Source organism: Nitrosophilus kaiyonis, assembly GCF_027943725.1.
Lineage (GTDB): Bacteria > Campylobacterota > Campylobacteria > Campylobacterales > Nitratiruptoraceae > Nitrosophilus_A > Nitrosophilus_A kaiyonis.
Genome location: NZ_AP025696.1, coordinates 1211874 through 1234557, shown reverse-complemented (window position 1 = coordinate 1234557; position 22684 = coordinate 1211874). Strand labels below are relative to the sequence as shown.

24 protein-coding genes are annotated in these 22684 nt (G+C 28.4%); 13 read left to right on the top strand and 11 right to left on the bottom strand.

Annotated features, from left to right (window positions below; translation table 11 throughout):
- Positions 1-84: 84 nt before the first annotated feature.
- Complete coding sequence (locus tag QML81_RS06515) at positions 85-1050, bottom strand: divergent polysaccharide deacetylase family protein (RefSeq protein ID WP_281950613.1); 966 nt, start codon at positions 1048-1050, stop codon at positions 85-87.
- 33 nt (positions 1051-1083) lie between these two features.
- Complete coding sequence (gene ilvC / locus QML81_RS06510; RefSeq protein WP_281950612.1) at positions 1084-2106, bottom strand: ketol-acid reductoisomerase; 1023 nt, start codon at positions 2104-2106, stop codon at positions 1084-1086.
- 109 nt (positions 2107-2215) lie between these two features.
- Here ilvC and QML81_RS06505 point away from each other — a divergent pair, with 109 nt between their 5' ends.
- The 5 genes from QML81_RS06505 (at position 2216) to rpsR (ending at position 6478) form a co-directional block, all read left to right on the top strand.
- Entirely contained in the window at positions 2216-4153 is a 1938-nt protein-coding gene (locus QML81_RS06505; protein ID WP_281950611.1) for a ribonuclease R family protein, read from the top strand.
- 130 nt (positions 4154-4283) lie between these two features.
- Positions 4284-5261 carry a DNA polymerase III subunit delta gene (gene holA / locus QML81_RS06500; protein WP_281950610.1) on the top strand — a complete coding sequence of 326 codons (978 nt, stop codon included), beginning with the start codon at positions 4284-4286 and terminating at the stop codon, positions 5259-5261.
- A gap of 97 nt (positions 5262-5358) precedes the next feature.
- A complete protein-coding gene (gene rpsF, locus QML81_RS06495; RefSeq protein ID WP_281950609.1) occupies positions 5359-5724 on the top strand; it encodes a 30S ribosomal protein S6 in 366 nt (121 codons plus the stop codon).
- A 12-nt stretch (positions 5725-5736) separates the two neighbouring features.
- Positions 5737-6192, top strand: a complete 456-nt coding sequence (gene ssb / locus QML81_RS06490; RefSeq protein WP_281950608.1) for a single-stranded DNA-binding protein — start codon at positions 5737-5739, stop codon at positions 6190-6192.
- Between the two features lie 13 nt (positions 6193-6205).
- Positions 6206-6478 carry a 30S ribosomal protein S18 gene (rpsR, locus tag QML81_RS06485; RefSeq protein ID WP_281950607.1) on the top strand — a complete coding sequence of 91 codons (273 nt, stop codon included), beginning with the start codon at positions 6206-6208 and terminating at the stop codon, positions 6476-6478.
- 25 nt (positions 6479-6503) lie between these two features.
- Here the strand turns inward: rpsR and QML81_RS06480 are convergent, their stop codons facing one another.
- Genes QML81_RS06480 through QML81_RS06450 form a run of 7 tightly spaced genes read right to left on the bottom strand, consistent with a single transcriptional unit; the run spans position 6504 to position 12186 of the window.
- Positions 6504-8357 (bottom strand): HDOD domain-containing protein, encoded by a 1854-nt coding sequence (locus tag QML81_RS06480; RefSeq protein ID WP_281950606.1) that lies wholly within the window; start codon positions 8355-8357, stop codon positions 6504-6506.
- Positions 8357-9043: a class I SAM-dependent DNA methyltransferase gene (locus tag QML81_RS06475; protein ID WP_281950605.1), complete on the bottom strand. Its 687-nt coding sequence runs from the start codon at positions 9041-9043 to the stop codon at positions 8357-8359. Before QML81_RS06475 ends, QML81_RS06480 begins: the two co-directional genes overlap by 1 nt.
- A complete protein-coding gene (gene hisG, locus QML81_RS06470; protein WP_281950604.1) occupies positions 9033-9653 on the bottom strand; it encodes an ATP phosphoribosyltransferase in 621 nt (206 codons plus the stop codon). The genes QML81_RS06475 and hisG overlap by 11 nt, the downstream gene beginning before the upstream one ends.
- Positions 9650-10264, bottom strand: a complete 615-nt coding sequence (locus QML81_RS06465; RefSeq protein WP_281950603.1) for a type III pantothenate kinase — start codon at positions 10262-10264, stop codon at positions 9650-9652. The genes hisG and QML81_RS06465 overlap by 4 nt, the downstream gene beginning before the upstream one ends.
- Entirely contained in the window at positions 10251-10583 is a 333-nt protein-coding gene (locus QML81_RS06460; protein ID WP_281950602.1) for a hypothetical protein, read from the bottom strand. The genes QML81_RS06465 and QML81_RS06460 overlap by 14 nt, the downstream gene beginning before the upstream one ends.
- Positions 10583-11584, bottom strand: a complete 1002-nt coding sequence (locus QML81_RS06455) for a hypothetical protein (RefSeq protein ID WP_281950601.1) — start codon at positions 11582-11584, stop codon at positions 10583-10585. The genes QML81_RS06460 and QML81_RS06455 overlap by 1 nt, the downstream gene beginning before the upstream one ends.
- Entirely contained in the window at positions 11584-12186 is a 603-nt protein-coding gene (locus QML81_RS06450) for a hypothetical protein (RefSeq protein WP_281950600.1), read from the bottom strand. Before QML81_RS06450 ends, QML81_RS06455 begins: the two co-directional genes overlap by 1 nt.
- Positions 12187-12310: 124 nt before the next feature.
- Here QML81_RS06450 and gatC point away from each other — a divergent pair, with 124 nt between their 5' ends.
- The 8 genes from gatC to QML81_RS06410 all read left to right on the top strand — a co-directional run bounded on the left by gatC (position 12311) and on the right by QML81_RS06410 (position 20377).
- The gene (gene gatC, locus QML81_RS06445; RefSeq protein WP_281950599.1) at positions 12311-12601 is read left to right on the top strand and encodes an Asp-tRNA(Asn)/Glu-tRNA(Gln) amidotransferase subunit GatC; all 291 of its coding nucleotides are present in this window, start codon (positions 12311-12313) and stop codon (positions 12599-12601) included.
- Positions 12602-12614: 13 nt separating this feature from the next.
- Positions 12615-13682, top strand: coding sequence for a type IV pilus twitching motility protein PilT (locus QML81_RS06440; protein ID WP_281950598.1), 1068 nt, complete (start codon positions 12615-12617; stop codon positions 13680-13682).
- 104 nt (positions 13683-13786) lie between these two features.
- Positions 13787-14407: a CvpA family protein gene (locus QML81_RS06435; protein WP_281950597.1), complete on the top strand. Its 621-nt coding sequence runs from the start codon at positions 13787-13789 to the stop codon at positions 14405-14407.
- 17 nt (positions 14408-14424) lie between these two features.
- Positions 14425-15945, top strand: a complete 1521-nt coding sequence (lysS, locus tag QML81_RS06430; RefSeq protein ID WP_281950596.1) for a lysine--tRNA ligase — start codon at positions 14425-14427, stop codon at positions 15943-15945.
- The gene (locus QML81_RS06425) at positions 15942-17189 is read left to right on the top strand and encodes a serine hydroxymethyltransferase (RefSeq protein WP_281950595.1); all 1248 of its coding nucleotides are present in this window, start codon (positions 15942-15944) and stop codon (positions 17187-17189) included. The genes lysS and QML81_RS06425 overlap by 4 nt, the downstream gene beginning before the upstream one ends.
- 268 nt (positions 17190-17457) lie before the next feature.
- Positions 17458-18174 (top strand): SPOR domain-containing protein, encoded by a 717-nt coding sequence (locus tag QML81_RS06420; RefSeq protein WP_281950594.1) that lies wholly within the window; start codon positions 17458-17460, stop codon positions 18172-18174.
- Complete coding sequence (locus QML81_RS06415; protein ID WP_281950593.1) at positions 18174-19592, top strand: anthranilate synthase component I family protein; 1419 nt, start codon at positions 18174-18176, stop codon at positions 19590-19592. Before QML81_RS06420 ends, QML81_RS06415 begins: the two co-directional genes overlap by 1 nt.
- Entirely contained in the window at positions 19589-20377 is a 789-nt protein-coding gene (locus QML81_RS06410) for a shikimate dehydrogenase (RefSeq protein ID WP_281950592.1), read from the top strand. Before QML81_RS06415 ends, QML81_RS06410 begins: the two co-directional genes overlap by 4 nt.
- A 29-nt stretch (positions 20378-20406) precedes the next feature.
- On the opposite strand, the gene QML81_RS06405 is transcribed toward QML81_RS06410, so the two are convergent.
- Together QML81_RS06405 and recR are read right to left on the bottom strand one after the other, a co-directional pair.
- Positions 20407-21750, bottom strand: coding sequence for a class II 3-deoxy-7-phosphoheptulonate synthase (locus tag QML81_RS06405; RefSeq protein ID WP_281950591.1), 1344 nt, complete (start codon positions 21748-21750; stop codon positions 20407-20409).
- Positions 21751-21862: 112 nt separating this feature from the next.
- A complete protein-coding gene (gene recR, locus QML81_RS06400) occupies positions 21863-22432 on the bottom strand; it encodes a recombination mediator RecR (protein WP_281950590.1) in 570 nt (189 codons plus the stop codon).
- Positions 22433-22684: the final 252 nt, after the last annotated feature.

Here is a 22684-nt window from a genome sequence, read left to right as displayed (position 1 = left end):
TTTCTCTTCACAGCTTCCCCGCTTCACTCCTTCACCGCTTTTCTACTATCCCGCTATGCCCCTCTTCCACTTAATAATTGTTTTCTAATTCACCTTATCAAGCTCATTAATATATACTAACTTAACATCTTTTAAAATATCTTTAGATTCTCTTAAAGCCTCTATAGTTTTTGGATGTGGATGTCCTATAGCTATAGCAAATCCTCTTTTTTTTGCAATAGCCACTGCTTTTTTTAGCTGATTTTTTATATATTTAACATTTTGTTCATTATCTAAAAATATATCTCTTGCTAAATATTTTATTCCATATTTTTTTTCAACTTCTGCAACTTTAGTATCAGGAGTTGTTCTACTATCTAAAAATCTAAACTGGTATCTATTTAATACATTAATTAATCTATCCATAGCTTCATAATTACTTGTAAATGCACTTCCAGTATGATTATTTATATATTTTGCATTTGGAAACCACTCTCTGATTTTTCTAATTCTATTTTCTATTTCTTCTTGCGAAGAGTTGATATTTAATGTAAAAGGCTCTGGTGTCTTAAAATTTTTAGCCTCTAAAGGAAGATGTATCATATAAATCTTAAAGTTTTTTGCATAAATTGGAGTATTTGGATGCCTTTTATTAGGCGGGAAAAAAGATAAGTTTATAGGAATATTTAAAGATTTTAATTCATCAACTTGATATTTAAAAGCAACATCATCAATTATTATTGCAAGTTTTGGTTTTTTATCGTATTTTTTCTTTTGAATAATAATCTTTTCTTTTGTCTCTTTAATTTTGTTGTGCATATAATCTTTAATCTCAGACATATACTCTTTTAAATGCTTTTGTAAAGCCTTTTTTTCCTCTTTTTTTATCTGTTTGATTTTATTTTGAGCAATTAAAGAGGCTTTTTGATATCCTTTCTCATATCCTTTTTTGAAAAAAACATATCCACTAATACCTGATGCTATTACAACTAAAGCAATAAGGAAGATAAATAGCAGTTTTTTTTGACTTTTTTTCGAAGATTTCTTAGTTCTTTTTTTTCTTTTTGTCAATTTATACTCTTTACAAAGAGCAAAAGCTCTTTGTTAGTTTGTTTCTTGGTCTACAATTTTATTTGCTGTTATCCAAGGCATCATAGCTCTTAGTTTTTCGCCAGTTTTTTCAATTAAAGACTCTTTCATTCTGTTTCTTTCAGCATGCATTCTTGCATATCCAGCATGTCTTTCAAGGATAAAATCTTTTGCAAATTTTCCATTTTGAATCTCAGCTAAAATCTCTTTCATAGCTTTTTTAGACTCTTCATTTATTACTCTTGGTCCACTTACATAATCTCCATATTCAGCAGTATTTGAGATAGAGTATCTCATATTCGCTATACCACCTTCATACATTAAATCAACAATCAATTTCAACTCATGCAAACACTCAAAATATGCCATTTCTGGTGCATATCCAGCTTCAGTTAATGTTTCAAAACCAGCTTGAACAAGTGCAGTAACACCACCACAAAGAACCGCTTGTTCACCAAAAAGATCGGTCTCAGTCTCATCTTTGAAAGTTGTCTCAATTATACCTGTTCTTCCACCACCAATAGCACTTGCATAACTAAGAGCTAAATCTTTTGCACTTCCAGTTGCATCTTGATATATAGCAATCAAATCAGGTATCCCGCCACCTCTTACAAATTCGCTTCTAACTGTATGGCCAGGTGCTTTTGGAGCAACCATAATAACATCAATTTCAGGTTTTGGAATGATTTGTCCAAAATGTATATTAAATCCATGTCCAAATGCCAAAGCATTTCCAGCCTCAAGATATGGCTCAATATCAGCCTTATAAACCTCAGCTTGAATCTCATCAGGAATCAAAACCATAACAACATCAGCCCATTTAGCTGCATCGCTTACATCTAATACATCAAACCCTTTAGCCTCAGCTTTTTTCCAGCTTCTACCACCTCTATAAAGGCCTATCTTTACATCAACACCGCTATCTCTTAAATTTTCTGCATGAGCATGACCTTGGCTTCCAAAACCAATAATCGCCACTTTTTTGCTTTTAATTATATTTAAATCGCAATCTTTATCATAATAGATATTCAATGCCATTTTAATTCCTTTTAAAAAATTTTTGCCAATTCTATCTAAAGTTTGGTAAAAATAGACTAAAACTATAATGTTTGATATAATTAAATAAAAATTAAGGAAAATGTAAAATATGAAAGAGTTAATGATAAAACTTTTAAAAGGAGTTTTAAAAAAAGATATAGCAAGAGATGATTGGCCTCTTGTTGATGAACTTATCAAACTAAAAATTGTAAAAGATGATGGAAAAGTTTTAAAAATCGGCTCCAAATATAGAGTAGGAAAAATAGATATATCAAAAAAAGGAACAGGTTTTTTAGAACAAATTGGTATAAAAGCAAAAGATTTATTAATTGAGCCTGAACATTTAAATGGAGCAAGCAAAGGCGATTTAGTTATTGCAAGAAGAATCTTCCAAGCAAAAAAGAGACCATCTGCAAAAGTTGTTTTTATTGTTCAAAAAGCATTTAGATTTAGTGTTGGTGTTTTTGATAAAGAAAAGATGATGTTCTTAAATATTAAAACCCTTCTTCCATTAGCAGTAAAAGCAACAAAAAAATCTCTTAAAAAATTGCCAGACCAAACAGTTGCAAAAATTGATAATGAAAACCAAATAATAACTGAAATACTTGGTGTTTTAGATGATCCAAAAGTGGATGAAAAAATCTCTTTAGCTCTATTTAATAAAAAAGAAGATTTTAGCCCTGAGGCTGAGCTTGAAGCAAAAGCACATCCAGATTATATTGATCCATCTTTATATCCAGAAAGGGTTGATTTAACACATCTGCCTTTTTGTACAATTGACCCTATTACTGCAAAAGATCATGATGATGCAGTCTATTTTGATAAAGAAAAAAATATTTTATATGTAGCTATTGCAGATGTAAGCGAATATGTTGCTATGTATGGTCCTATCGATCAAGAGGCAAAAGAGAGAGGATTTTCTATCTATTTTCCTCATAAATCTATTCCGATGCTTCCAAGAGCTTTAAGTGAAGGAATTTGTTCATTAAAACCTGATGTTTTAAGACTAGCTTTTGTTTGTAAAATAGAACTTGATGAAAATTTAGAGCCAAAAAAAGAGGAAATCTTTGATGCGATAATAAAATCTAGAAGAAAATATAGCTATGATAGAGTAGATGAATTTATTGAAGGAAAGTTTGAAAATATAGATGAGATAGATAAAGAGATTTTAGAATATTTATTGCCTTTATATGAGGTTACAAAAAAACTCAGAGAAAAAAGACTGCAAAAAGGATTTGAGTTTAAAAATCCAGAAATTAGAATAGAATTAGATAGCAATCAAAATTTAAAAGCTACACATTTAGAAGAAGAGACTCCAAGCCATGCATTAATAGAAGATTGTATGCTTTTAGCAAATAAAGCAACAGCTAAAAGATTTGAATATGGAATATTTAGAACACATGAAGAGCCAAGCTTAGAAAAAATTGAAGAGCTTTTAAACGAACTTGCAACAATAGGAATTTTTGCAAAAGAGTTTAAATCTATACACTCTCTCTTTTTATCTATACAAAAACAGGCTCGTGAAAAAGGTATAGAAAAACATGTAGATAAACTTCTTATAAGAACACAAAAACAGGCAGCCTATACTGCTGAAAATATTGGACATTTTGGCTTAGGTTTTGAAGCTTATACCCATTTTACTTCGCCTATTAGAAGATATTCAGATTTAACACTTCATAGATTATTAAAAGCTATTTTAAAAAACGATAAGAAAAAAGTTGATTTCATTTTAAGAAATATTGAACCATTGACAGTCAAAATTAGTGAATTAGAAAGAGAAGCTGCAAAAGTTGAATGGGATTTTATGGATAGAAAGTTTGCAAGATGGGCAAAAGAAAATATAGGAAAAGAGTTTTTTGCTCTTATTACTGATCCTGAATCTACACCAATAGCAGTTATTGAAGATGAGATTTTTGGAGCAAGAGTATTTTTACCAAAAGATAGAGATAGAGTTGAACTTTTTGATAAAGTTTATATTGAGATAGTAGATGTAAATATTGCAACCACTAAAATTATTGGTAAAATTGTAAGGTTTAGTGATGAGTAAATAGTCATTAGTCATTAGATATTAAGTTATTGGCATAAATTAATGATAATTATAAACTCAAAACTTACACCTAACACTAATCCCTAATGTCAAATGTTTAATGTCTAATGTCCAATGTTAAAGGAAAAAAATGTACAAAAAAGCCCTTGATGAGCTTTTAAATAAAGGCTTTAATTTAAAATCCACTCTTTTATATGGAGAAGAGCCATATTATATAAATGAATATTCTAAAAAAATAGCTGATATTATTGATCCTCAAAAAGATAATAGACTTATATACTATTTTGATGAATACAATTTTGAAGGGGCTAAAAATTATCTCTCACAATCCTCTCTTTTTGGAGATATCAACCTTTTGATTATAAAACATGATAAAGAGATTGCAAAAAAAGAGATGGATATCCTTATAGATTTATGCATAAAAAATCAAAATAGCTTTTTTATATATGAACTTTATTCAAGAGATGCAAAAAAAATATCAAAATCTTTTTCAAAAAATAAACAAGCAGATTTTGTTAGATTTTTTAAACCAACTCTTTATGAAGCAAAAGAGATAATTTCAAATTTTGCAAAACAAAAAGGTATTCAAATAGATGAGTTTTCTATAAATCATCTTCTTTTGTCTTTGGATTTAAATTTAGAACTTGCAAAAAAAGAGCTTGAAAAAATCTCTATACTTACAAAAAATGTTGGAAATAAAGAGATAGATGAGCTTGCTTATTCTCTTACTCCTTTAAATCTTGAAAAATTTTATATATATCTTTTAGAAAAAAAACCTATCAATGAAATTTTAAAAAATTTAGAATATGAAGATATAAATGAGTTAAAAATTTTGCTTGGATTTGAAAATTTCTTACAACAGCTTTTTATGTTTCACTCATTTATAAAGATAAACGGTTTTTTTGATTCAAAAGAGGTTCTTGGATATAAACTTCCTCCACAAATTGAAAAACAAAGAGTTGCTCTTGCAATGAAATTAAAAGAGAGAGATTTTTTAAACCTTTTTAAAGAGTTACAAAATAGCGAACTTTATCTTAAAACAAAAACAGATATTGATAGAAAAAGTTATTTATTTTCATCTTTAATAAAAATTCAAGCTTTAATATGATAACATCAGCCTCTATTTTAGAGAAGTCTAAGATAGCCTTTCCGGGTTCAACTCGGATAAATGGGTATATGCCCTAAAATAGCCAAAAGGAGAAAAGATGAGACATTACGAGACACTTTTTGTGTTAAAGCCTACTCTAACTGAAGAAGAGAGTCAGGCAAGATTTAACTTCATAAAAGAAGTTATTGAAAAAAATGGTGGCGAAATTGTTGCCTATGAGGATTTTGGAGTAAGAAAACTTGCTTATCCAATTCAAAAATATGAAAGAGGCCACTATTATGTGATCTATTTCAAAGCACCTTCAACTACAGTTTTAGAACTTGAGAGAATTTATAGAATCACAGAAGATGTTATTAGATTTTTAACTGTAAAATATGAAACAAAAAAAGATATAGCTGCTTGGGAAAAGATGGTTCAAAGAGCACAAAAACATTCTCAAAAAACACAAGAGGCAGCTAGTTAATAGGATAAAATTATGTATAACAGAGTTATAATGCTCGGAAATCTTACAAGAGATATAGAGCTAAGATATACACAAAACGGAATGGCGATTGCAAAATCTGCAATAGCTACAAATAGAAGATATAAAACTCAAACAGGGGAACAAAAAGAGGAAACCTGTTTTATTGATATTACCCTTTTTGGTAGAGCGGCTGAAATTGCTAATCAATACCTAAAAAAGGGAAGAAAAATATTGATTGAGGGAAGACTTGTTTTTGAACAATGGGTAGATCAGAGTGGACAGAAGAGAAGCAAACACTCTATTGCAGTTGATAATCTACAGATGATTGATAGAGGAGAGACTCCATCAAACTATCAGCCTCAAAACAGTTATCAACAAAATAGTAAACCAACCCAAGATTATCAAGCACCAAGCGTAAAAGAAGAGATTCCTGAAATCGATATCGAAGATGATGAAATACCATTTTAGTTAGGAGAAGATTATGGCAGAAAAAAGAAAATTTAAAAAAAGATATTGTAAATATTGCGAAGCAAAAGTAACTTTTATAGATTATAAAGATTTAGAACTTATTAAACCAAGTCTAAGTGAGAGATATAAAATTATGCCAAGAAGATTAACAGGAAACTGTAAAAAACATCAAGAGATGGTTGAAGAGGCAATTAAAAGAGCAAGACATGCTGCGTTAGTTCCATATATAGTAGATAGAAAAAGAGTTATTGCAAATCCATTTGATGAGATAAAACCTCTATTTTAATTTAAAAGGGAGAGTTTTTCCTCCCTTAAGTTTTACAAAAGTTCTCTATGCTTTTTATTATCACTGAATCCATAGTGATGATTTCACTCAAATAATCTTCAACTTTACATATTCCAGAATCTAACTCTTTATTAATTTCAGAACAAGTGGTTTTTAACATCATTTTATATATATAATCATTATCATAATATGATGGAATATCAATAACATAAATTTTTATTTTATCATGTAAGACTTTATTATTAAAGTCAATCATACTATATGCACTATATGTTACGAAAACTTTTCCTTCAAAATCTCTCCAAATTTTAAAAAAATCTTCATATAAATCTTTTGAAAGTTTATCAATATTTTTAAATATTAAAATATCAAATCCATTAAACATATCTATTTTAAGATCTTCATCTTTTAAATTTTCACATGGAATAAAACAAAAAGGCATTTCATTAAATTCAAACTCATAAGAATTTAATGTTTCGCTTAGTAAAAAAAGTGCATAAAATTGATCCTCATATCTCAAAGCCACTCTATTTACATCTTTTGATACAAGTTCCATTTTTTCCATATATGTTGTTAAATGCAACTCTTTACCAAACATCTTTTCCATATTAATATTTATCGTTGGATATGATACAGTATTGATTCTATTTTTTATACCAAAATGCTCCAATAAATCATTTGCTTCATATATTGTTTCATTCAAAAAGGATAGTGCCTTACTGTTATCAAATCCTAATCTTTTTAATCTATTTAAGAGTATCGCTCCACTTTTTTTATCTTTTGATAATACAAATTCTAAAGCCAAAAACGTTAAATATGCTATATAAGAAAATCTCATTTTTCTAGAACTTAAAGTTATACTGTTGTTATTTGATAATTCATAATATGGATGTCTATTTATATGAGCTAATATATATCCATCATATAGATATTTAAATAATCCTAATCTATTTAAAAAATAGTCTTTATTTATATCTAGAAAATCCATACCAAAATGTATTTTTTCATAAATTCTAGAATATATGCTATATAAATGTTTTGGTGATTTATATATATTTTTAAAATCATTTTCATTTTTTTCTATAAGAAACTCTATACCTAAGGTTTCGGTTGCTAAAAGTGATCTACCTTCGCTTCTTAAATCTCTGAAAGAAAAAAGAGGTGCAATCTTTTTAAAAAAAGATGTTTTTAATATATTATAAAATTCATAATTTTCAAAATTTGAAAAATTTATATTTTTAAGCGAAATCTTCTCATTTATATAATCATAAACAATATTTTTAACCTCCTCAAATCCTAACCTAGTAATTGCAGTTGTTACATTTTTAATTTCAGACTTAGATGCACTTTCAACTGAATTTGCCTTTTTTATAATCCTCCTTTCTAGTTCAGAAAGCGCTTCTATATGAGAATTAAATTTTTCAACATTTGTATTTGGATCATCAAGTTCGAGCATAAGGTTAATAACTGCTTTTATTTTCTCTATATTTTCATCATTTTCAATATCTTCTAATGATAAATTTTGAATCGTTTTAAAACTATATTTTTTTGGTTTTTTAAGATGAGTTTTAATAATCTCTTCTGTCTCAATTTCATCTTCAAATTTAAAACCAACTTCTTTAAGAGTCTCTCTTTTTAAAGAGGCTTTGACTTCTTGGCCTTCTAACTTTATATCTAAACTCTCTTTTTTAACCTCTTCTATCTCATCTTTTTTTACAGCTACACCATTTTTTGAAATATCTAATACTTTTCCAATCCCTTTTACATTAAGATTTTCAACATGATATCTATCTGCATCTCTTTTACTTAAAAAAATTATCTTTTTTTCTTTTTTGTTATCTTTTTTCTTACCATTTTTACCAAAACCAAAAAGGCCCATTAAATTTTTCCCTTTTTATATATTAAAATTGCTTTATCTGATATATCTGAATAAAGAGCAACAAAATCAATGTCAACAATTTTAAGATTTTTAACTTCTTTTAACTGGTCAATTTCATGGTAATACTGTTTTATAAATCCACTATATTTTTTATAGCAATTTTCAACTTTTTCAAAATAATCAATTTTAGTTAATAAAATATTCTTTTCGAACTCTGCATCCAATACAATATATCTATCTTCTTTATCTATTGCTATAACTCCTTGAGCAACCTCTTTGAAACCATAAAGCGTATTTATATCACAGATAAAATAACCACCATCGACTAAAACATTATCGACACATTTTAAAAATCTTTTTATCTCTTTTTTGTCTAAATAGTTTAAAACATCAAATATAGCTACTGCAGCATCATATTTCTTTTCCAATTTGCATAAATCTATTGCTTTAGCAGACACACCTTTTTCAAGTGCTCTTTTTACCATCTCTTTGCTTAAATCAATTCCTTCTATATCAATACCATTTTTTTTGGCTTTTAGTAAAAAAGAGCCACTGCCACATCCAATATCCAAAACTTTTTTAGCATTTAAATGTTTGAGTTTTTCCAAATAGATATCATGTAAAAACTCTTTTTCTTCATCAAACCCCAAATATGGCTCTATTATTGCATATAAATCAAGACTCACTTTTTATCTCTTTCTCTATTTTTTCATAAAGGGATAAAATCTCATCTTTTTTTGAAAAGAAACTATTTTTATTAGCTATTAAATGAGCACTTGATTCCATAATAGTTAAAGCAGGCTTTAATCCATTTTGTCTCATTGTCTCACCTGTTTCAACAATATCAACAATCATATCAGCTAACCCAATTAATGGGGCAAGCTCAATTGAGCCATAAAGTTTTATAATCTCTACTGGTATAGCATTTTTGCTAAAGTAGTCTCTTGCAATATTGACCATTTTTGTTGCAACTTTGATTGTTGGTTTTGAAAAATCTAAACTTTCTTCCTCTTTTATACCAATGCAAACACTACATTTTCCTATATTTAAATCAAGTAGCCTTATTAAATCAAGTTTTTGCTCTTCTAAAACATCTAAACCCACAACCCCAATATCTGCAGCTTGATGATATACATAAGTTGGAACATCTTGATTTCTAACAAGTAAAAATCTAAAATCTTTATCTTCTAATATAAGCTTTCTCTCACCAAATTTAAACTCTTTATTAAAAATTTTTTCAAAAATTGAAAGAGTCTCTTTTGCAATTCTGCCTTTAGGAAGAGCCACAGTTATCATTTTATTTCCTTTAAAGCTTTTTTCATTCCCTTAAAAACTAAATTTTCATCATAAATTGACCCATCAAAATATTTTGAAAGTTTCTCTCCATCTCCTCCCGTAAAAAAAATCTTCTTATTTTTTGCAACATCTTTTATTGAAAGTACAATAGGTTTAATAGCTCCATAACTAATAGCATCTGATGTTTTTAAAGGTAATTTATTTATATCAACATTAAAATCTATCGTATATTTTAATCTATCTGAAATACTCATATATGCATTTTCTATGGCTTTAAACCCAGGTATTATAAATCCACCTTTATGAAATTTTTTTTCCATAATATCAACAGTTATTGCACTTCCTGCATCTACAATAACGCCATCCTCTACTGCAAGGCATACAGCTTTTCTATCTATACCCATTCCCTTATAATTTGTATTTAAATTTATATATTTTTCTAAATTAATCCAATTTCTGTTTTTTAGATAAGGAGTAATTCTATTATTTACACTTATATAAAAAATTTTATGGTTTTTATATTTTTTTAAAAAAAAATCAATCTCTTCTCTCCAACTCTTTTTAAAATCATATAGATGGGCATAACTATTACCAATATCACAAAGAAGCATTATAAACCTTGAAATTTTCATTTTCAAGAAGTTTCAAAGCTTTAGAGCATATTGGTGCTGATGTTATTAAAAATCTATTTTTATAATTGTGAGAGTTTTGTAATATTGTTTTATTTAATATCTCAATAATTGATAATATATCTTTTTGTAAAAGTCTACTTTTTCTATCAATATAAAAAATTATAGTGTATCTATTTTTTATATCAACACCGGTACAAATTTTATATCTTTTTTTAATTCCTATCTCTTTTAAATCAAAAAAATCCAATTTTTTAAATAGTATATTTTTAGTTTTAAAAAATTCAACAATTTTTTTCATTATCTATTTAGCTGAAAATATTTATCGTCAAAAAATATTTTGTCTTTTGCGGTAAATAGATATTTGTCTATACTGCTTGGCAATTCAAAAATATTTGAAACAACCAAAGAGTGATCAGTTGCAATTAAATACCCCTCTTTTTCAACTATATAGATATACTCTCCATATATTGCTCCTGTAAAGTGAGCAAAAGGATATTTTCTTGTTTTTAAGATATTCAAATCAGCATCAGTCAAAATTACTCTTCCATCTTTTGCCAAAACATATATAGCATCTTTTACAAATAAAACATCACTTAATTCAATATCTAATGAATTTATATTTTGCGGATTTACTGAAACAATTTTATTTGGAGTGGCGGCTACAAGTCTATTTTCAATAACATCTAAAAATATGATATTGTTTAAAAACTTCTCAGTTCCTACAATAATCGTTCTGATAGCTTTATAAGCATTTTTATCTACAATGATTATCTTTCCATCTAAAGTCGGATAAAGTATTAAATCTCCAAGAAAATATGGCTCGGCTATTTTTGTATCTACTGAATATATTTTGTCTGATTTATATTTAAATAGTGTTTTGTTATTTCTAAAATCTATAAGCATAATTTCATTGTTATCAAAAACTAAAGCTAAAAGATTCTCTTTTATTTTTGCAGAACTTGCTCTTTTGAAATTAAAATGTTTTTTATAGACTATTTTTTTATTTTTTTTATCTACAACAACTAAATCACCGCAATTGTGAGCAGCAACTATATAATTATCCCCTTCTCCGATAAATTCAAAATTTTTTGGAATTTTAATATCTAATAAACCATCTTGAGTAATTACTTGACCATTTTCTAAAGTTGCACCATTTCTTGTAACATCTACAATTTTTGCTGGAAGCTCTCCATCAAACTCAACTTTTCCAGCAACCTCTTGAGGCTCAAAATATTTTTTTGTACTACATCCTGTAAATATAAATAAAATAAACAAAAATATTAAAATAGTTTTTTTCATTATTCAGCCTTTAATCCATAATGAAGTAAAAAATTTGCATATGGATAAACAAAAGAGTCTTTATTGATAGTTTTTAATTTTGTTTTTGCCTCTTTAATTCTGCTTTTTGTATAGAGTAAATATGCTTCATCTAAAAGTGCAAGATCTTTATATAAAGATTTTTGATCCATTGTATAGCTATTAAGAAGCTTTTCATCTTTTTTTAATGCACTAATTTGATATTTTGCAATATTTGATATTATTGGAATATTTTTTGAACTTATCTCTTCAAGTTTTTTTATATCATTTTTTTCTATAGCTTTTCTAAACTGATAAACATAAAAAAGCGTAGGATTTTTCTCTTTTAATATTTTTAATGATTCAGAATCTTTAGGGTTTGATAAAAGTTTCATGTATGCTTCATTTGAGACTTTTAAATCGTGATCTTTTTTTATATCATATCCTACATAAGATATGATCCCTACAATAAAAACAACCAAAACAGTTATTAACTGCTTTTTATATTTTTTATAAAATTTTTCAGCTCTTACAATCTGCTCTAAAAACTTCTCTTCACTACTTAGCTCTTCTTTTAAAAATTCAATATTCTCTTTTGTTCCCAATATCTACCCCTTTAAAAAAAATAAATCTTGTTTTGTATATTATCAAATCAAATATAAAAAGGATATTATTTTTATGGTAAAATGACAAAAATAATCATCACTTACAAAATTATTAGGAGCTAAAATGCAAATAGATAAGAAACTTCTCAAAAGATTAGAATCTCTTTCTCAAATAAAGATCGATGAAACCAAGGAGAGCGAAATTTTAGAAGAGTTAAACAAATTTTTAGATTTTGTTGAAATACTTAATGAATTAGATGTTGAAAATCTTGAGGCAACTTTTTCAACATTAGAGAGTGGTTCTCCATTTAGAAAAGATATTCCAAAAAGCCAAAGTGAAATTGGAGAAAAAATATTAAAAAATGCTCCAAAATCAGAAGATAATTTTTTCATAGTTCCAAAAATAATAGAATAATCAAGGAAATTTCATGGCAGATTTAGATATAAGAAAATTATTAAAAACTGTTGTAGCATACAAAGCATCAGATCTTCATCTTGTAAGTGGAAGTGAACCTCAAATAAGAATAGATGGAAAACTTGTTCCTCTAAATCTTCCAAAACTTGATGGAAAACAGATTGAAGAGATGTGTTATGGAATCATTACAGATAAGCAAAAAAAGATTTTTGAAGAAGAAGGTGAGCTTGATTTTGCATTAATGGTTCCAGATGTCGGAAGATTTAGGGCCAACTATTATAATACATTAGGAGAAATTGCAGCGGCATTTAGGATAATTCCATTAAAAATTCCAACTTTAGAAGATATAAATGCTCCAGAAATTTTTTATAATATTATTAAAAGAGAAAAAGGTCTCATTCTTGTAACTGGTCCAACAGGAAGTGGTAAATCTACCACATTAGCTGCGCTTTTAAATGAGATTAACCATAATGAAAGAAAACATATAATCACTATAGAAGACCCGGTAGAATTTGTTCATGAAAATGACAAATCACTATTTTCACATAGAGAAATAGGTACAGATACGAAAACTTTTGCTAGAGCATTAAAATATGCAATGAGGGAAGACCCAGATGTTATTCTAATTGGTGAGATGAGGGACAAAGAAACAATTGCAGCTGCACTTACTGCTGCTGAAACCGGACACTTAGTTCTTGGAACTTTACACACAAACTCAGCTTCTCAAACAGTCAATAGAATTATTGATGTATTTGGCGGAGATGAGCAGCCTCAGGTTAGAGCAATGCTATCAACAAGCTTAGTAGCTGTTATTTCTCAAGCTTTGATACCAAAAATTGGTGGAGGAAGAGTTGCAACTTTTGAAATTCTTATAAATACTCCTGCTATTGCCAACCTTATTAGAGAAAATAAAGCTCACCAAATATATTCTCAAATGCAGTTAAATCAACAACAAACAGGTATGCAAACACAAACTCAAATATTATTAAAACTTCTAAAAAATCATATGATAACAAAAGAGGATGCTCTTAGGTATTCTAATAGACCTGAAGAATTAAAAAATCTTATACAAGCTTTATAAATTTAAAAGGCCAAATTTTTATTTTTGGCCTAAATTTCTTTTACCCTTTAACCTTTTTATAAAAAATAGTATAATTGCGCTTTAAAAATATTTAGGATTTATAAATGGAAAACTTTGGATATTTTGATATTATAGTTGGAATTATAATCATTTTACTTGGTTTAAAAGGCTTGATTGATGGTTTTATAAAAGAGTTTTTTGGCCTTTTAGGAATCATCGGGGGTATATATTTTGGCTCACACTATTCAGATGTTGTTGGAAAATTTATTAGTGAAAACATCTTTTCTATAAAAAATCCTGCTGCTTTAAATTTTGTAGGTTTTCTTTTAACACTTGGTGCATTTTGGCTTGCAATGGTTTTTATTGGCAAACTATTTGCAAAATTAAGTAGCGCAAGCGGAATGGGAATTATTGATAGACTTGCAGGATTTGCTTTTGGGGCTGCAAAAATATTTCTTATATTCTCAGTAATTGCCTATGCTATTTCTAATATTGAAGCAACAAAAAAAGCTGTAGATAAATATACAAAAAACTCTTTTCTTTATCCTTACATGATTAAAACTGGCAGTTACATAATTAAGCTAAATCCAAAAGATATAACTCAAAAGGTTGAAGAAAAAAGTGAAAAATTAAAAGAGATTATAAAAGAAAAAGCACAAAGTGAAGCTGTAAAAGAGATAAAGAATAAAATTTCAAATTCACTTGAATCAAATAAATCAAAATAAATTAAAAAGGATGGAGATTGATTTTTGATAATCAGTATGAACAACTAAGAATTCAAAAAGCAAAAGAGCTAAGAGAATCTGGAGTAAATCCTTATGGTACAGGTTTCAAAAAAGAGATAACAAACAAAGAGTTTTTAGAAAAATTTGATTATGTTAAAGATTTAGAAGAGAAAAAAGATTATTCACAAAAAGTTACTCTTATTGGAAGAATAAAATTTCTAAGATTAATGGGAAAAGCAGCATTTGCAAAAATAGAAGATGATACTGGAATTGTTCAAATATATTTTAATCAAGATGCCCTTGGCAAAGAGTGGTTTAAAAAAGTTAAAAAGCTTATAGAAGTTGGTGATATTATTGAAGCCTTTGGATATCCTTTTGTAACAAAAACTGGAGAGTTAACTCTTCATGTTGAAAAATTAAATCTTGTTACAAAAGCAATAGTACCACTTCCTGAAAAATATCATGGATTACAAGATAAAGAGCTAAGATATAGACAAAGATATCTTGATATGATAATGAATCCAAAAACAAGAGAGATTTTTAGAACAAGAAGTAAAGTTGTAAGTTTAATTAGAGAATTTTTTGAAAAACATGGTTTTTTAGAAGTTGAAACACCTATGATGCATCCTATTCCAGGTGGTGCTAATGCAAGACCTTTTGTAACTCACCATCATGCATTAGGAGTTGATAGATATCTAAGAATTGCACCAGAACTTTATCTAAAAAGATTAGTTGTAGGCGGTTTTGAAGCTGTTTTTGAAATAAACAGAAATTTTAGAAACGAAGGTATGGATGCTACTCACAATCCAGAATTTACAATGATTGAGTTTTATTGGGCATATCATACTTATGAAGATTTGATGAAACTAACTGAAGATCTTTTTGATTATATTTTTGAAAAATTAAACCTTCCAAAAATTTTGCCATATGATGAGTATGAAGTAGATTTTTCAACACCATTTAAAAGAATAAAATATAAAGATGCAATTGTTGAAGTTGGTGGAATAGACCCTGAAATAGTAGAAAACAGAGATAAAATCATAAAATTTTTAAAAGAAAACGGCATTGAAGTAGATGAGAGACTATCTCTTGGAGCACTTCAGGCTGAACTTTTTGATAATTTTGTAGAAAACAGACTTATAAATCCAACTTTTGTTACACATTTTCCAATTGAGATAAGTCCACTTGCTAGAAGAAGTGATGAAGATCCAGAAATAGCTGAGAGATTTGAATTATTTATTGCTGGTCGCGAAATAGCCAATGGTTTTAATGAGCTTAATGACCCAATTGATCAATATGAAAGATTTAAAGCTCAAGTTGCTCAAAAAGATGTTGATGATGAAGCAATGCATATGGATGAAGATTTTGTTAGAGCACTTGGATATGGAATGCCTCCAACTGCTGGAGAAGGAATAGGGATAGATAGATTAATTATGTTATTAACAAATCAGCATACAATAAGAGATGTTATCTTATTTCCTGCAATGAGACCAAAAAAAAGTGAAACTGAAGAAAAAACAAAAAAGGAAAAAAAATGAGCATATTAAAAGATTTTGATCCTGAAGTTTATTCGATTATAGAAAATGAGTTAAAAAGACAAACAGACCATCTTGAAATGATAGCAAGTGAAAACTTCACAAGCCCAGCTGTGATGGAAGCTATGGGTAGTGTCTTTACAAATAAATATGCTGAAGGATATCCTGGCAAAAGATATTATGGTGGATGTGAAAATGCAGATGCTATAGAAAATTTAGCTATTGAAAGAGCTAAAAAACTTTTTGGCTGTAACTATGTAAATGTTCAGCCACATTCAGGAAGCCAAGCAAATCAAGCAGTTTATATGGCTTTATTAAAACCTTATGACAAAATTCTTGGTATGAGCCTTAGCCATGGTGGACATTTAACTCATGGTGCAAAAGTTAATGCAAGTGGGAAAATTTATCACAGTTTTTTTTATGGGGTAAATGAAGATGGATGGATAGATTATGATAGAGTTAGAGATATTGCAAAAATTGTTCAGCCAAAAATCGTAGTTTGTGGTGCAAGTGCTTATCCAAGAGAGATAAATTTTAAAAAATTTAGAGAGATTGCTGATGAAGTTGGAGCAATTTTATTTGCTGATATTGCTCATATAGCAGGCCTTGTTGCAGCAGGTGAGCATCCGAGTCCTTTTCCTTATTGTGATGTTGTAACATCAACAACACATAAAACATTAAGAGGTCCAAGAGGCGGAATCATAATGACAAATGATGAAGAAATTGCAAAAAAAATAAATAGTGCAATATTTCCAGGAATTCAAGGGGGACCTCTTGTTCATGTGATTGCTGCAAAAGCGGTTGGATTTGGAGAAAATTTAAAACCAGAATGGAAAGAGTATGCAAAACAGGTAAAGAAAAATGCTGCTGTTTTAGCTGAAGTTTTAATGGATAGAGGGTATAATATAGTTAGTGGTGGAACAGACAATCATCTAATTCTTGTTAGCTTTTTAGATAAAGATTTTAGTGGTAAAGATGCAGACGAGGCTCTTGGTAGAGCTGGCATTACAGTAAATAAAAATACAGTCCCTGGAGAGACAAGAAGCCCTTTTGTAACAAGTGGTATAAGAATAGGAAGCCCTGCCCTTACTAGCAGAGGAATGAAAGAGGAAGAATTTAGACTCATTGCTACAAGAATTGCAGATGTTTTAGATGATATAAATAACACTGCACTTCAAGAAAAAATTAAAAATGAGTTAACTGAACTTGCAAGAAAATTTATTATATATACACAGCCAACTTATTAAAATTTTAAGGAGAGTAAAACTTTACTCTCCTTTTTTGACATTAGACATTGGACATTAGTTATTGGTCATTAGTCATTGGTCATTGGTAATTTGGAATTAGTAATTGGCCTTTTCACTGCTTCTTCCCTTCATCCTTCTCCATTCAGCCTATCCCGCTATATCTATATTCCACTTATCTATTGATATTACTTCTCTCATTTGCTCATTTAACCCATAATTTAGTAAAATCTATTTATAATTTATGAAAATTGTTTTAAAGGATTTAATTATGGATATTTTTGATACCAATGAACCTAAAAATGAAAAAAAAGAAGAGTCACATAATGAATTAGAAGATATTATTCTAAATAAAAAAGATAAAAAATTTGATATAAAAAAGTTAATTTTATTAGCAGGTAGCGCTATTTTAATACTTCTTATTGTTATTTCTGCATATAAAATTATCTCACAAGAACCAAAAAACGAAAATGAAGACTTTTTTGCAACACAAACTGCTCCTGAAACAGAAAATAAACAAGAGGATAATTTTGAGCAGGTTCCAATAATAAAAGAGGAATCAAAAGAACCAGAAGAAGAGTATGAAAAAATAGTAAAAGAGATAACAAAAGAGGAAACTTCGCAAAAAACTCAAAAAGAAGAAAATATAGCTCCAAAAGTGGAAGAAAAAGAAGAAGTTAAAAAAATAGCAAAAGCCAAAATACCAGAATCAAAAAAAATAGAAAAAAAACAAGAAATTCAAGCTGTACCTAAAGGAAATTATTATGTACAAGTTGGTGCATTTTATAGACTTGCTCCAAGTAAAAAATTTCTAAAAAGAATAGAAACAAATGGTTTTAACTATATAATAAAAACAGTTATTAAAGATTCAAGTGAAATTAAAAAAGTATTGATAGGGCCTTTTACATCAAGAAGTGAAGCTAAAAAAGCACTTCTTAAAATTAAACAAAATATAAAAAAAGATGCTTTTATTACTAGGATTCAATAATGATTTATGCAATAAATTTTATGTTAGATGAATTTACTCCAATTGCAATTTATGAAAAAGTAAAAAAATATTTTCCAAATGAATTATCTTTCTTATTTGAAAGTGTTGTATATACAAGTGAAGGAAATTATAGTTATATTGCTATAGGTGAGAGAGAAAGAATATGGCATAAAAATGAAAAAAGTTATTATAAAAATGAAAAAGGCGAAATAAAAGAGGTTGAAGAAAATCCCTTAATATTTTTGAAAAAGTATTATAAAAATATAAACAAAGAATACTACAAAAAAAAATGTAAAGAGCTTAATGTTGGATTTGTAGATGGTTTTATTGGATATATTGGTTATGATATGGTTGCTGAATTTGAGCCTGTTTTAAAAAAATATATGAAAAATTTAAAAGATGAAACAAATATTCCAGATTTTGATATGATTAGGCCAAAAATTATTTTGGCATATTCCCATAAAAATGCAAAATTAACAATAATCTCCTCTATTGAAAGCATTAAAGAAAACATATTTGAGAAATTAAAAAATGATCTATTAGACAGTTATGAACATCAGCCTTTAAAGCCTGCAAAAATACTAGGCGAAGCAAAGTTTGCTTTTGATAAGAAAAAATTTTTTGAAATGGTTGAAAAATCAAAAAAAATGATAAGAAGTGGCGATGTTTTTCAAATAGTTATGTCAAATAGATTAACACAAAAAGCTATTGTAGATAGATTTAGTTTTTATAGAGCTCTAAGGAGTCTAAATCCATCTCCATATCTTTATCTTTTGGAATTCAAAGATTTTGCAATTGCTGGAAGTTCCCCTGAGGTAATGGTTAGATTAACTGATGGAAGAATACTTTTAAGACCAATTGCAGGAACAAGAAAAAGAGGAAATGATATTAAAAGAGATAAAGAGCTTGAACTTGAAATGTTAAATGATCCAAAAGAGAGAGCTGAACATATAATGCTTGTTGACCTTGGAAGGAATGATGTTGGAAGAGTAGCAAAAAAAGGAACCGTTCAAGTAACTTCTTTAATGAGAGTAGAAAAATATTCACATGTGATGCATATGGTAAGCGATGTTGAAGCTGAACTGGATCCAAAATATGATATGTTTGATCTTTTTATGGCAACCTTTACTGCTGGTACAATGACAGGAGCCCCAAAAATAAGAGCTATGGAGTTGATTGCAGAATTTGAAGGTTTAAAAAGAGGGTATTATAGTGGAAGCATTGGATATTTTGGTTTTGATGGAAATATGGATAGTGCAATTACAATAAGAACTGCTCTTATAAAAAATGATGAAATAATTTTTCAAGCCGGAGCTGGAATAGTAGCGGATAGTAAACCTGAACTTGAATATTTGGAAGTTAAAAATAAACTTGGCGCTTTAATGAATACATTAAACATTTTAAGTGAGATAAAATGAAATTTTTTATTATTTTTGGAAATCCTGTTGCTCACTCTAAATCACCTCAAATGCATAATTTCACATTCAAAAGTTTGAATTTTGATGGATGTTATACAAGATATCTTTTAAAAGATGAAAATCTTTTAAAAGATAAATTTTTTGAACTAAATATTGATGGTGCAAATATTACAGTACCTTTTAAAGAAAAAGCCTTTGAAATATGTGATGAAACAGTTGGCATTGCAAACTCAATAAAAGCTGTAAATACTATAATAAAAAAAGATAACAAACTTATTGGATACAATACTGATGCTCCTGGATTTTATGAGTCCATAAAGAGCTATAAATTTAAAAATGCTCTAATTTTGGGTGCTGGTGGTACTGCAAAAGCAATTAGTGAAATATTTGATGAAAAAAATATAGATTTTACTATTTTAAATAGAAGCAAAAAAAGATTAGACTATTTTATAAATAAAGGCTATAAATCTTTTAGCTGGGATGATTTTAAAATAGATGGCTTTGATTTAATAATCAATACAACAAGTGCAGGTTTAAATGATGAAAATTTGCCTGCTCCTAAAGAGATATTAGAGTCTATTTTCAAAAATGCGAAATATGCAGTCGATGTTATATATGGCAAAGAAACGCCATTTTTAAAAATGGCAAAAGAGTTTAATTTGACAATAAAAGATGGTAAAGATATGCTTTTATATCAGGGAGTTTTAGCTTTTGAGATTTTTACAGATTTTGAGTATGAAAAAAGTGAGATTGAAAAATATATGAAAGAGGGTTTAGAGCTTTAAAAGCCAGCAAAAATAATGCTGGCTTTATTTTATATATCTTTCATAATATCAGAAACCATAAAAGCAAGCTCTAGTGCTTGGTCTGCATTTAGTCTTGGGTCACATTGAGTATGGTATCTGCTAAGAAGCCCCTCTTCTGTAATTGTGCTACTAATACTTCCTGTACATTCTGTTACATCACTTCCTGTCATTTCAAGATGGATTCCGCCTGCATAAGTACCTTCAGATTTATGTATTTGAAAGAACTGTTTAACTTCACTTAATATTTTTTCAAAATCTCTTGTTTTTATTCCGCCTTCTGTTTTATATGTATTTCCATGCATAGGATCACAGCTCCATACCACATTTTTACCAGCTTCTTTAACAGCTCTTAAAAGAGGTGGAAACATATCTGAAATCTTATCTGCACCCATTCTTACAATAAGAGTTAATCTTCCATCTTCATTTTTTGGATTTAATTTATCTATCAATTTTAACAACTCATCTTTTTTCATTGATGGTCCAACTTTTACACCTATTGGGTTTTTTATTCCTCTAAAAAACTCAACATGTGCTCCATCAATGTCTCTTGTACGATCTCCTATCCACAAAAAGTGAGCGCTACAATCATACCATTCATCTGTAAAACTATCTTTTCTTGTTAAAGCCTCTTCATAATTTAATAAAAGAGCCTCATGAGATGTATAAAGAGTTGTCTGTTTTAATTGTGGAGTATGAGCTATGTCAATGCCACATGCTTCCATAAACTTTAAAGATTCTGTGATTTTATCTGCAAGATCTTCAAATTTTTCTCCAAGAGCTTTGTTTTTTACATATTCTAAATTCCATTTATGAACTTTATCTAATGATGCAAAACCGCCTCTAGCAAAAGCTCTAATAAGATTCAAAGTAGCAGCAGATTTATAATATGCTTCAAGCATCTTTTCTGGTTTTGGCTCTCTTGCCTCAGGTGTAAAATCGATATCATTTATAATATCGCCTCTATAACTTGGCAGTTTGACTCCATTTATCTCTTCATAATCACTGCTTCTTGGTTTTGCATATTGACCTGCAATTCTTCCTATTTTTACTATTGGCTTACCTGATGAATACATCAAAACCATATTCATCTGTAAAAGCACTTTAAAAAGATTTCTAATAGTAGGAGCATTAAAATTTGCAAAACTCTCTGCACAGTCTCCACCTTGAAGTAAAAACGCTTTTCCTTTTGAAACAAGTGAGAGTTTATCTTTTAACTCTCTTGCCTCTCCTGCAAAAATTAAAGGTGGATAATTTCTTAACTCCTCTTCTATCTTTTTTAATTTATCTAAATCTTTATATGTAGGTTGCTGCTTTATTGGAAAATCTCTCCAGCTTTTTGGATTCCAACTCATTTATATATCCTTAATAAAAAATTGCGAAATTATACCTAAAAATAGGCAAAAATTTAATATAAATGATTATACCATATAAATTAAATTTTTACTATTTAATAATTTTTTTCTTTTAAACTTTGACTCTATCTTTCATCGCCTTTGTTAAAGATAGAATATCAACATTTTCAAGGCTAACCCCTGTTGGCACACCTTGGGCTATTTTTGTAAACTCTATATTAAAATCTTTTAATTTATCCTCAATAAAAATTATTATTGCATCATTTGCAACTGATGGTGTTAAGGCAAAAATAATCTCTTTTATTTTCTCTTTTTCTACTAGATTTTTTAAATCTTCAATTCTTTCATCAAGATTATCTAAAACAAAATATTTGCCATTATATTCATTACTCTCCTCAATAACCAATACATCTTTAGCATTTTCAACTATACATAAAGTTGAACTATCTCTTAATTCATCACTACAGATATAACACAACTCATCTTCGCTAAGACCGCCACATCTGCTACATTTTTTTATATTTCTAATCGCATCTTCAATTGCATGAGCAATTTTTAAAGCATTCATAGAGTTTTCCATAACCATATAAAAAGCAAGTCTTATTGCACTCTTTTTTCCAATTGTAGGAAGAGATTCTAAAGATTGGACAAGTTCGTCAAATTTTTTAAAGCCCTTTTTCAACTCTATCCTTTAATTTTTTATGAAATTATACAATAATTAAGGGAATAAGAGGTGATAAGCAGCGAAGGAGCGAAGCTATGAAGCGGGGAGGCGGGAAAGGGACATAGCGGGATAGTGGAATAGGAGCATAGATGAGTAAGGTGAGAGTTAAGAATTAAGATTTAAGAGCTAAGTAAAAAAGATTTAGTGATAATTTAAAAACTTAATATTTAAGTCTTATTACTTAACTCTTAATACTTAATACTAATTCCT

Excerpts from the sequence above, each read along its gene's own strand:
- ilvC (WP_281950612.1), bottom strand. The coding sequence starts at position 2,106 with ATGGCATTGAATATCTATTATGATAAAGATTGCGATTTAAATATAATT.
- QML81_RS06505 (WP_281950611.1), top strand. The coding sequence starts at position 2,216 with ATGAAAGAGTTAATGATAAAACTTTTAAAAGGAGTTTTAAAAAAAGAT.
- holA (WP_281950610.1), top strand. The coding sequence starts at position 4,284 with ATGTACAAAAAAGCCCTTGATGAGCTTTTAAATAAAGGCTTTAATTTA.
- rpsF (WP_281950609.1), top strand. The coding sequence starts at position 5,359 with ATGAGACATTACGAGACACTTTTTGTGTTAAAGCCTACTCTAACTGAA.
- ssb (WP_281950608.1), top strand. The coding sequence starts at position 5,737 with ATGTATAACAGAGTTATAATGCTCGGAAATCTTACAAGAGATATAGAG.
- rpsR (WP_281950607.1), top strand. The coding sequence starts at position 6,206 with ATGGCAGAAAAAAGAAAATTTAAAAAAAGATATTGTAAATATTGCGAA.
- QML81_RS06480 (WP_281950606.1), bottom strand. The coding sequence starts at position 8,357 with ATGGGCCTTTTTGGTTTTGGTAAAAATGGTAAGAAAAAAGATAACAAA.
- hisG (WP_281950604.1), bottom strand. The coding sequence starts at position 9,653 with ATGATAACTGTGGCTCTTCCTAAAGGCAGAATTGCAAAAGAGACTCTT.
- QML81_RS06465 (WP_281950603.1), bottom strand. The coding sequence starts at position 10,264 with ATGCTTCTTTGTGATATTGGTAATAGTTATGCCCATCTATATGATTTT.
- QML81_RS06460 (WP_281950602.1), bottom strand. The coding sequence starts at position 10,583 with ATGAAAAAAATTGTTGAATTTTTTAAAACTAAAAATATACTATTTAAA.
- QML81_RS06455 (WP_281950601.1), bottom strand. The coding sequence starts at position 11,584 with ATGAAAAAAACTATTTTAATATTTTTGTTTATTTTATTTATATTTACA.
- gatC (WP_281950599.1), top strand. The coding sequence starts at position 12,311 with ATGCAAATAGATAAGAAACTTCTCAAAAGATTAGAATCTCTTTCTCAA.
- QML81_RS06440 (WP_281950598.1), top strand. The coding sequence starts at position 12,615 with ATGGCAGATTTAGATATAAGAAAATTATTAAAAACTGTTGTAGCATAC.
- QML81_RS06435 (WP_281950597.1), top strand. The coding sequence starts at position 13,787 with ATGGAAAACTTTGGATATTTTGATATTATAGTTGGAATTATAATCATT.
- QML81_RS06425 (WP_281950595.1), top strand. The coding sequence starts at position 15,942 with ATGAGCATATTAAAAGATTTTGATCCTGAAGTTTATTCGATTATAGAA.
- QML81_RS06420 (WP_281950594.1), top strand. The coding sequence starts at position 17,458 with ATGGATATTTTTGATACCAATGAACCTAAAAATGAAAAAAAAGAAGAG.
- QML81_RS06415 (WP_281950593.1), top strand. The coding sequence starts at position 18,174 with ATGATTTATGCAATAAATTTTATGTTAGATGAATTTACTCCAATTGCA.
- QML81_RS06410 (WP_281950592.1), top strand. The coding sequence starts at position 19,589 with ATGAAATTTTTTATTATTTTTGGAAATCCTGTTGCTCACTCTAAATCA.
- QML81_RS06405 (WP_281950591.1), bottom strand. The coding sequence starts at position 21,750 with ATGAGTTGGAATCCAAAAAGCTGGAGAGATTTTCCAATAAAGCAGCAA.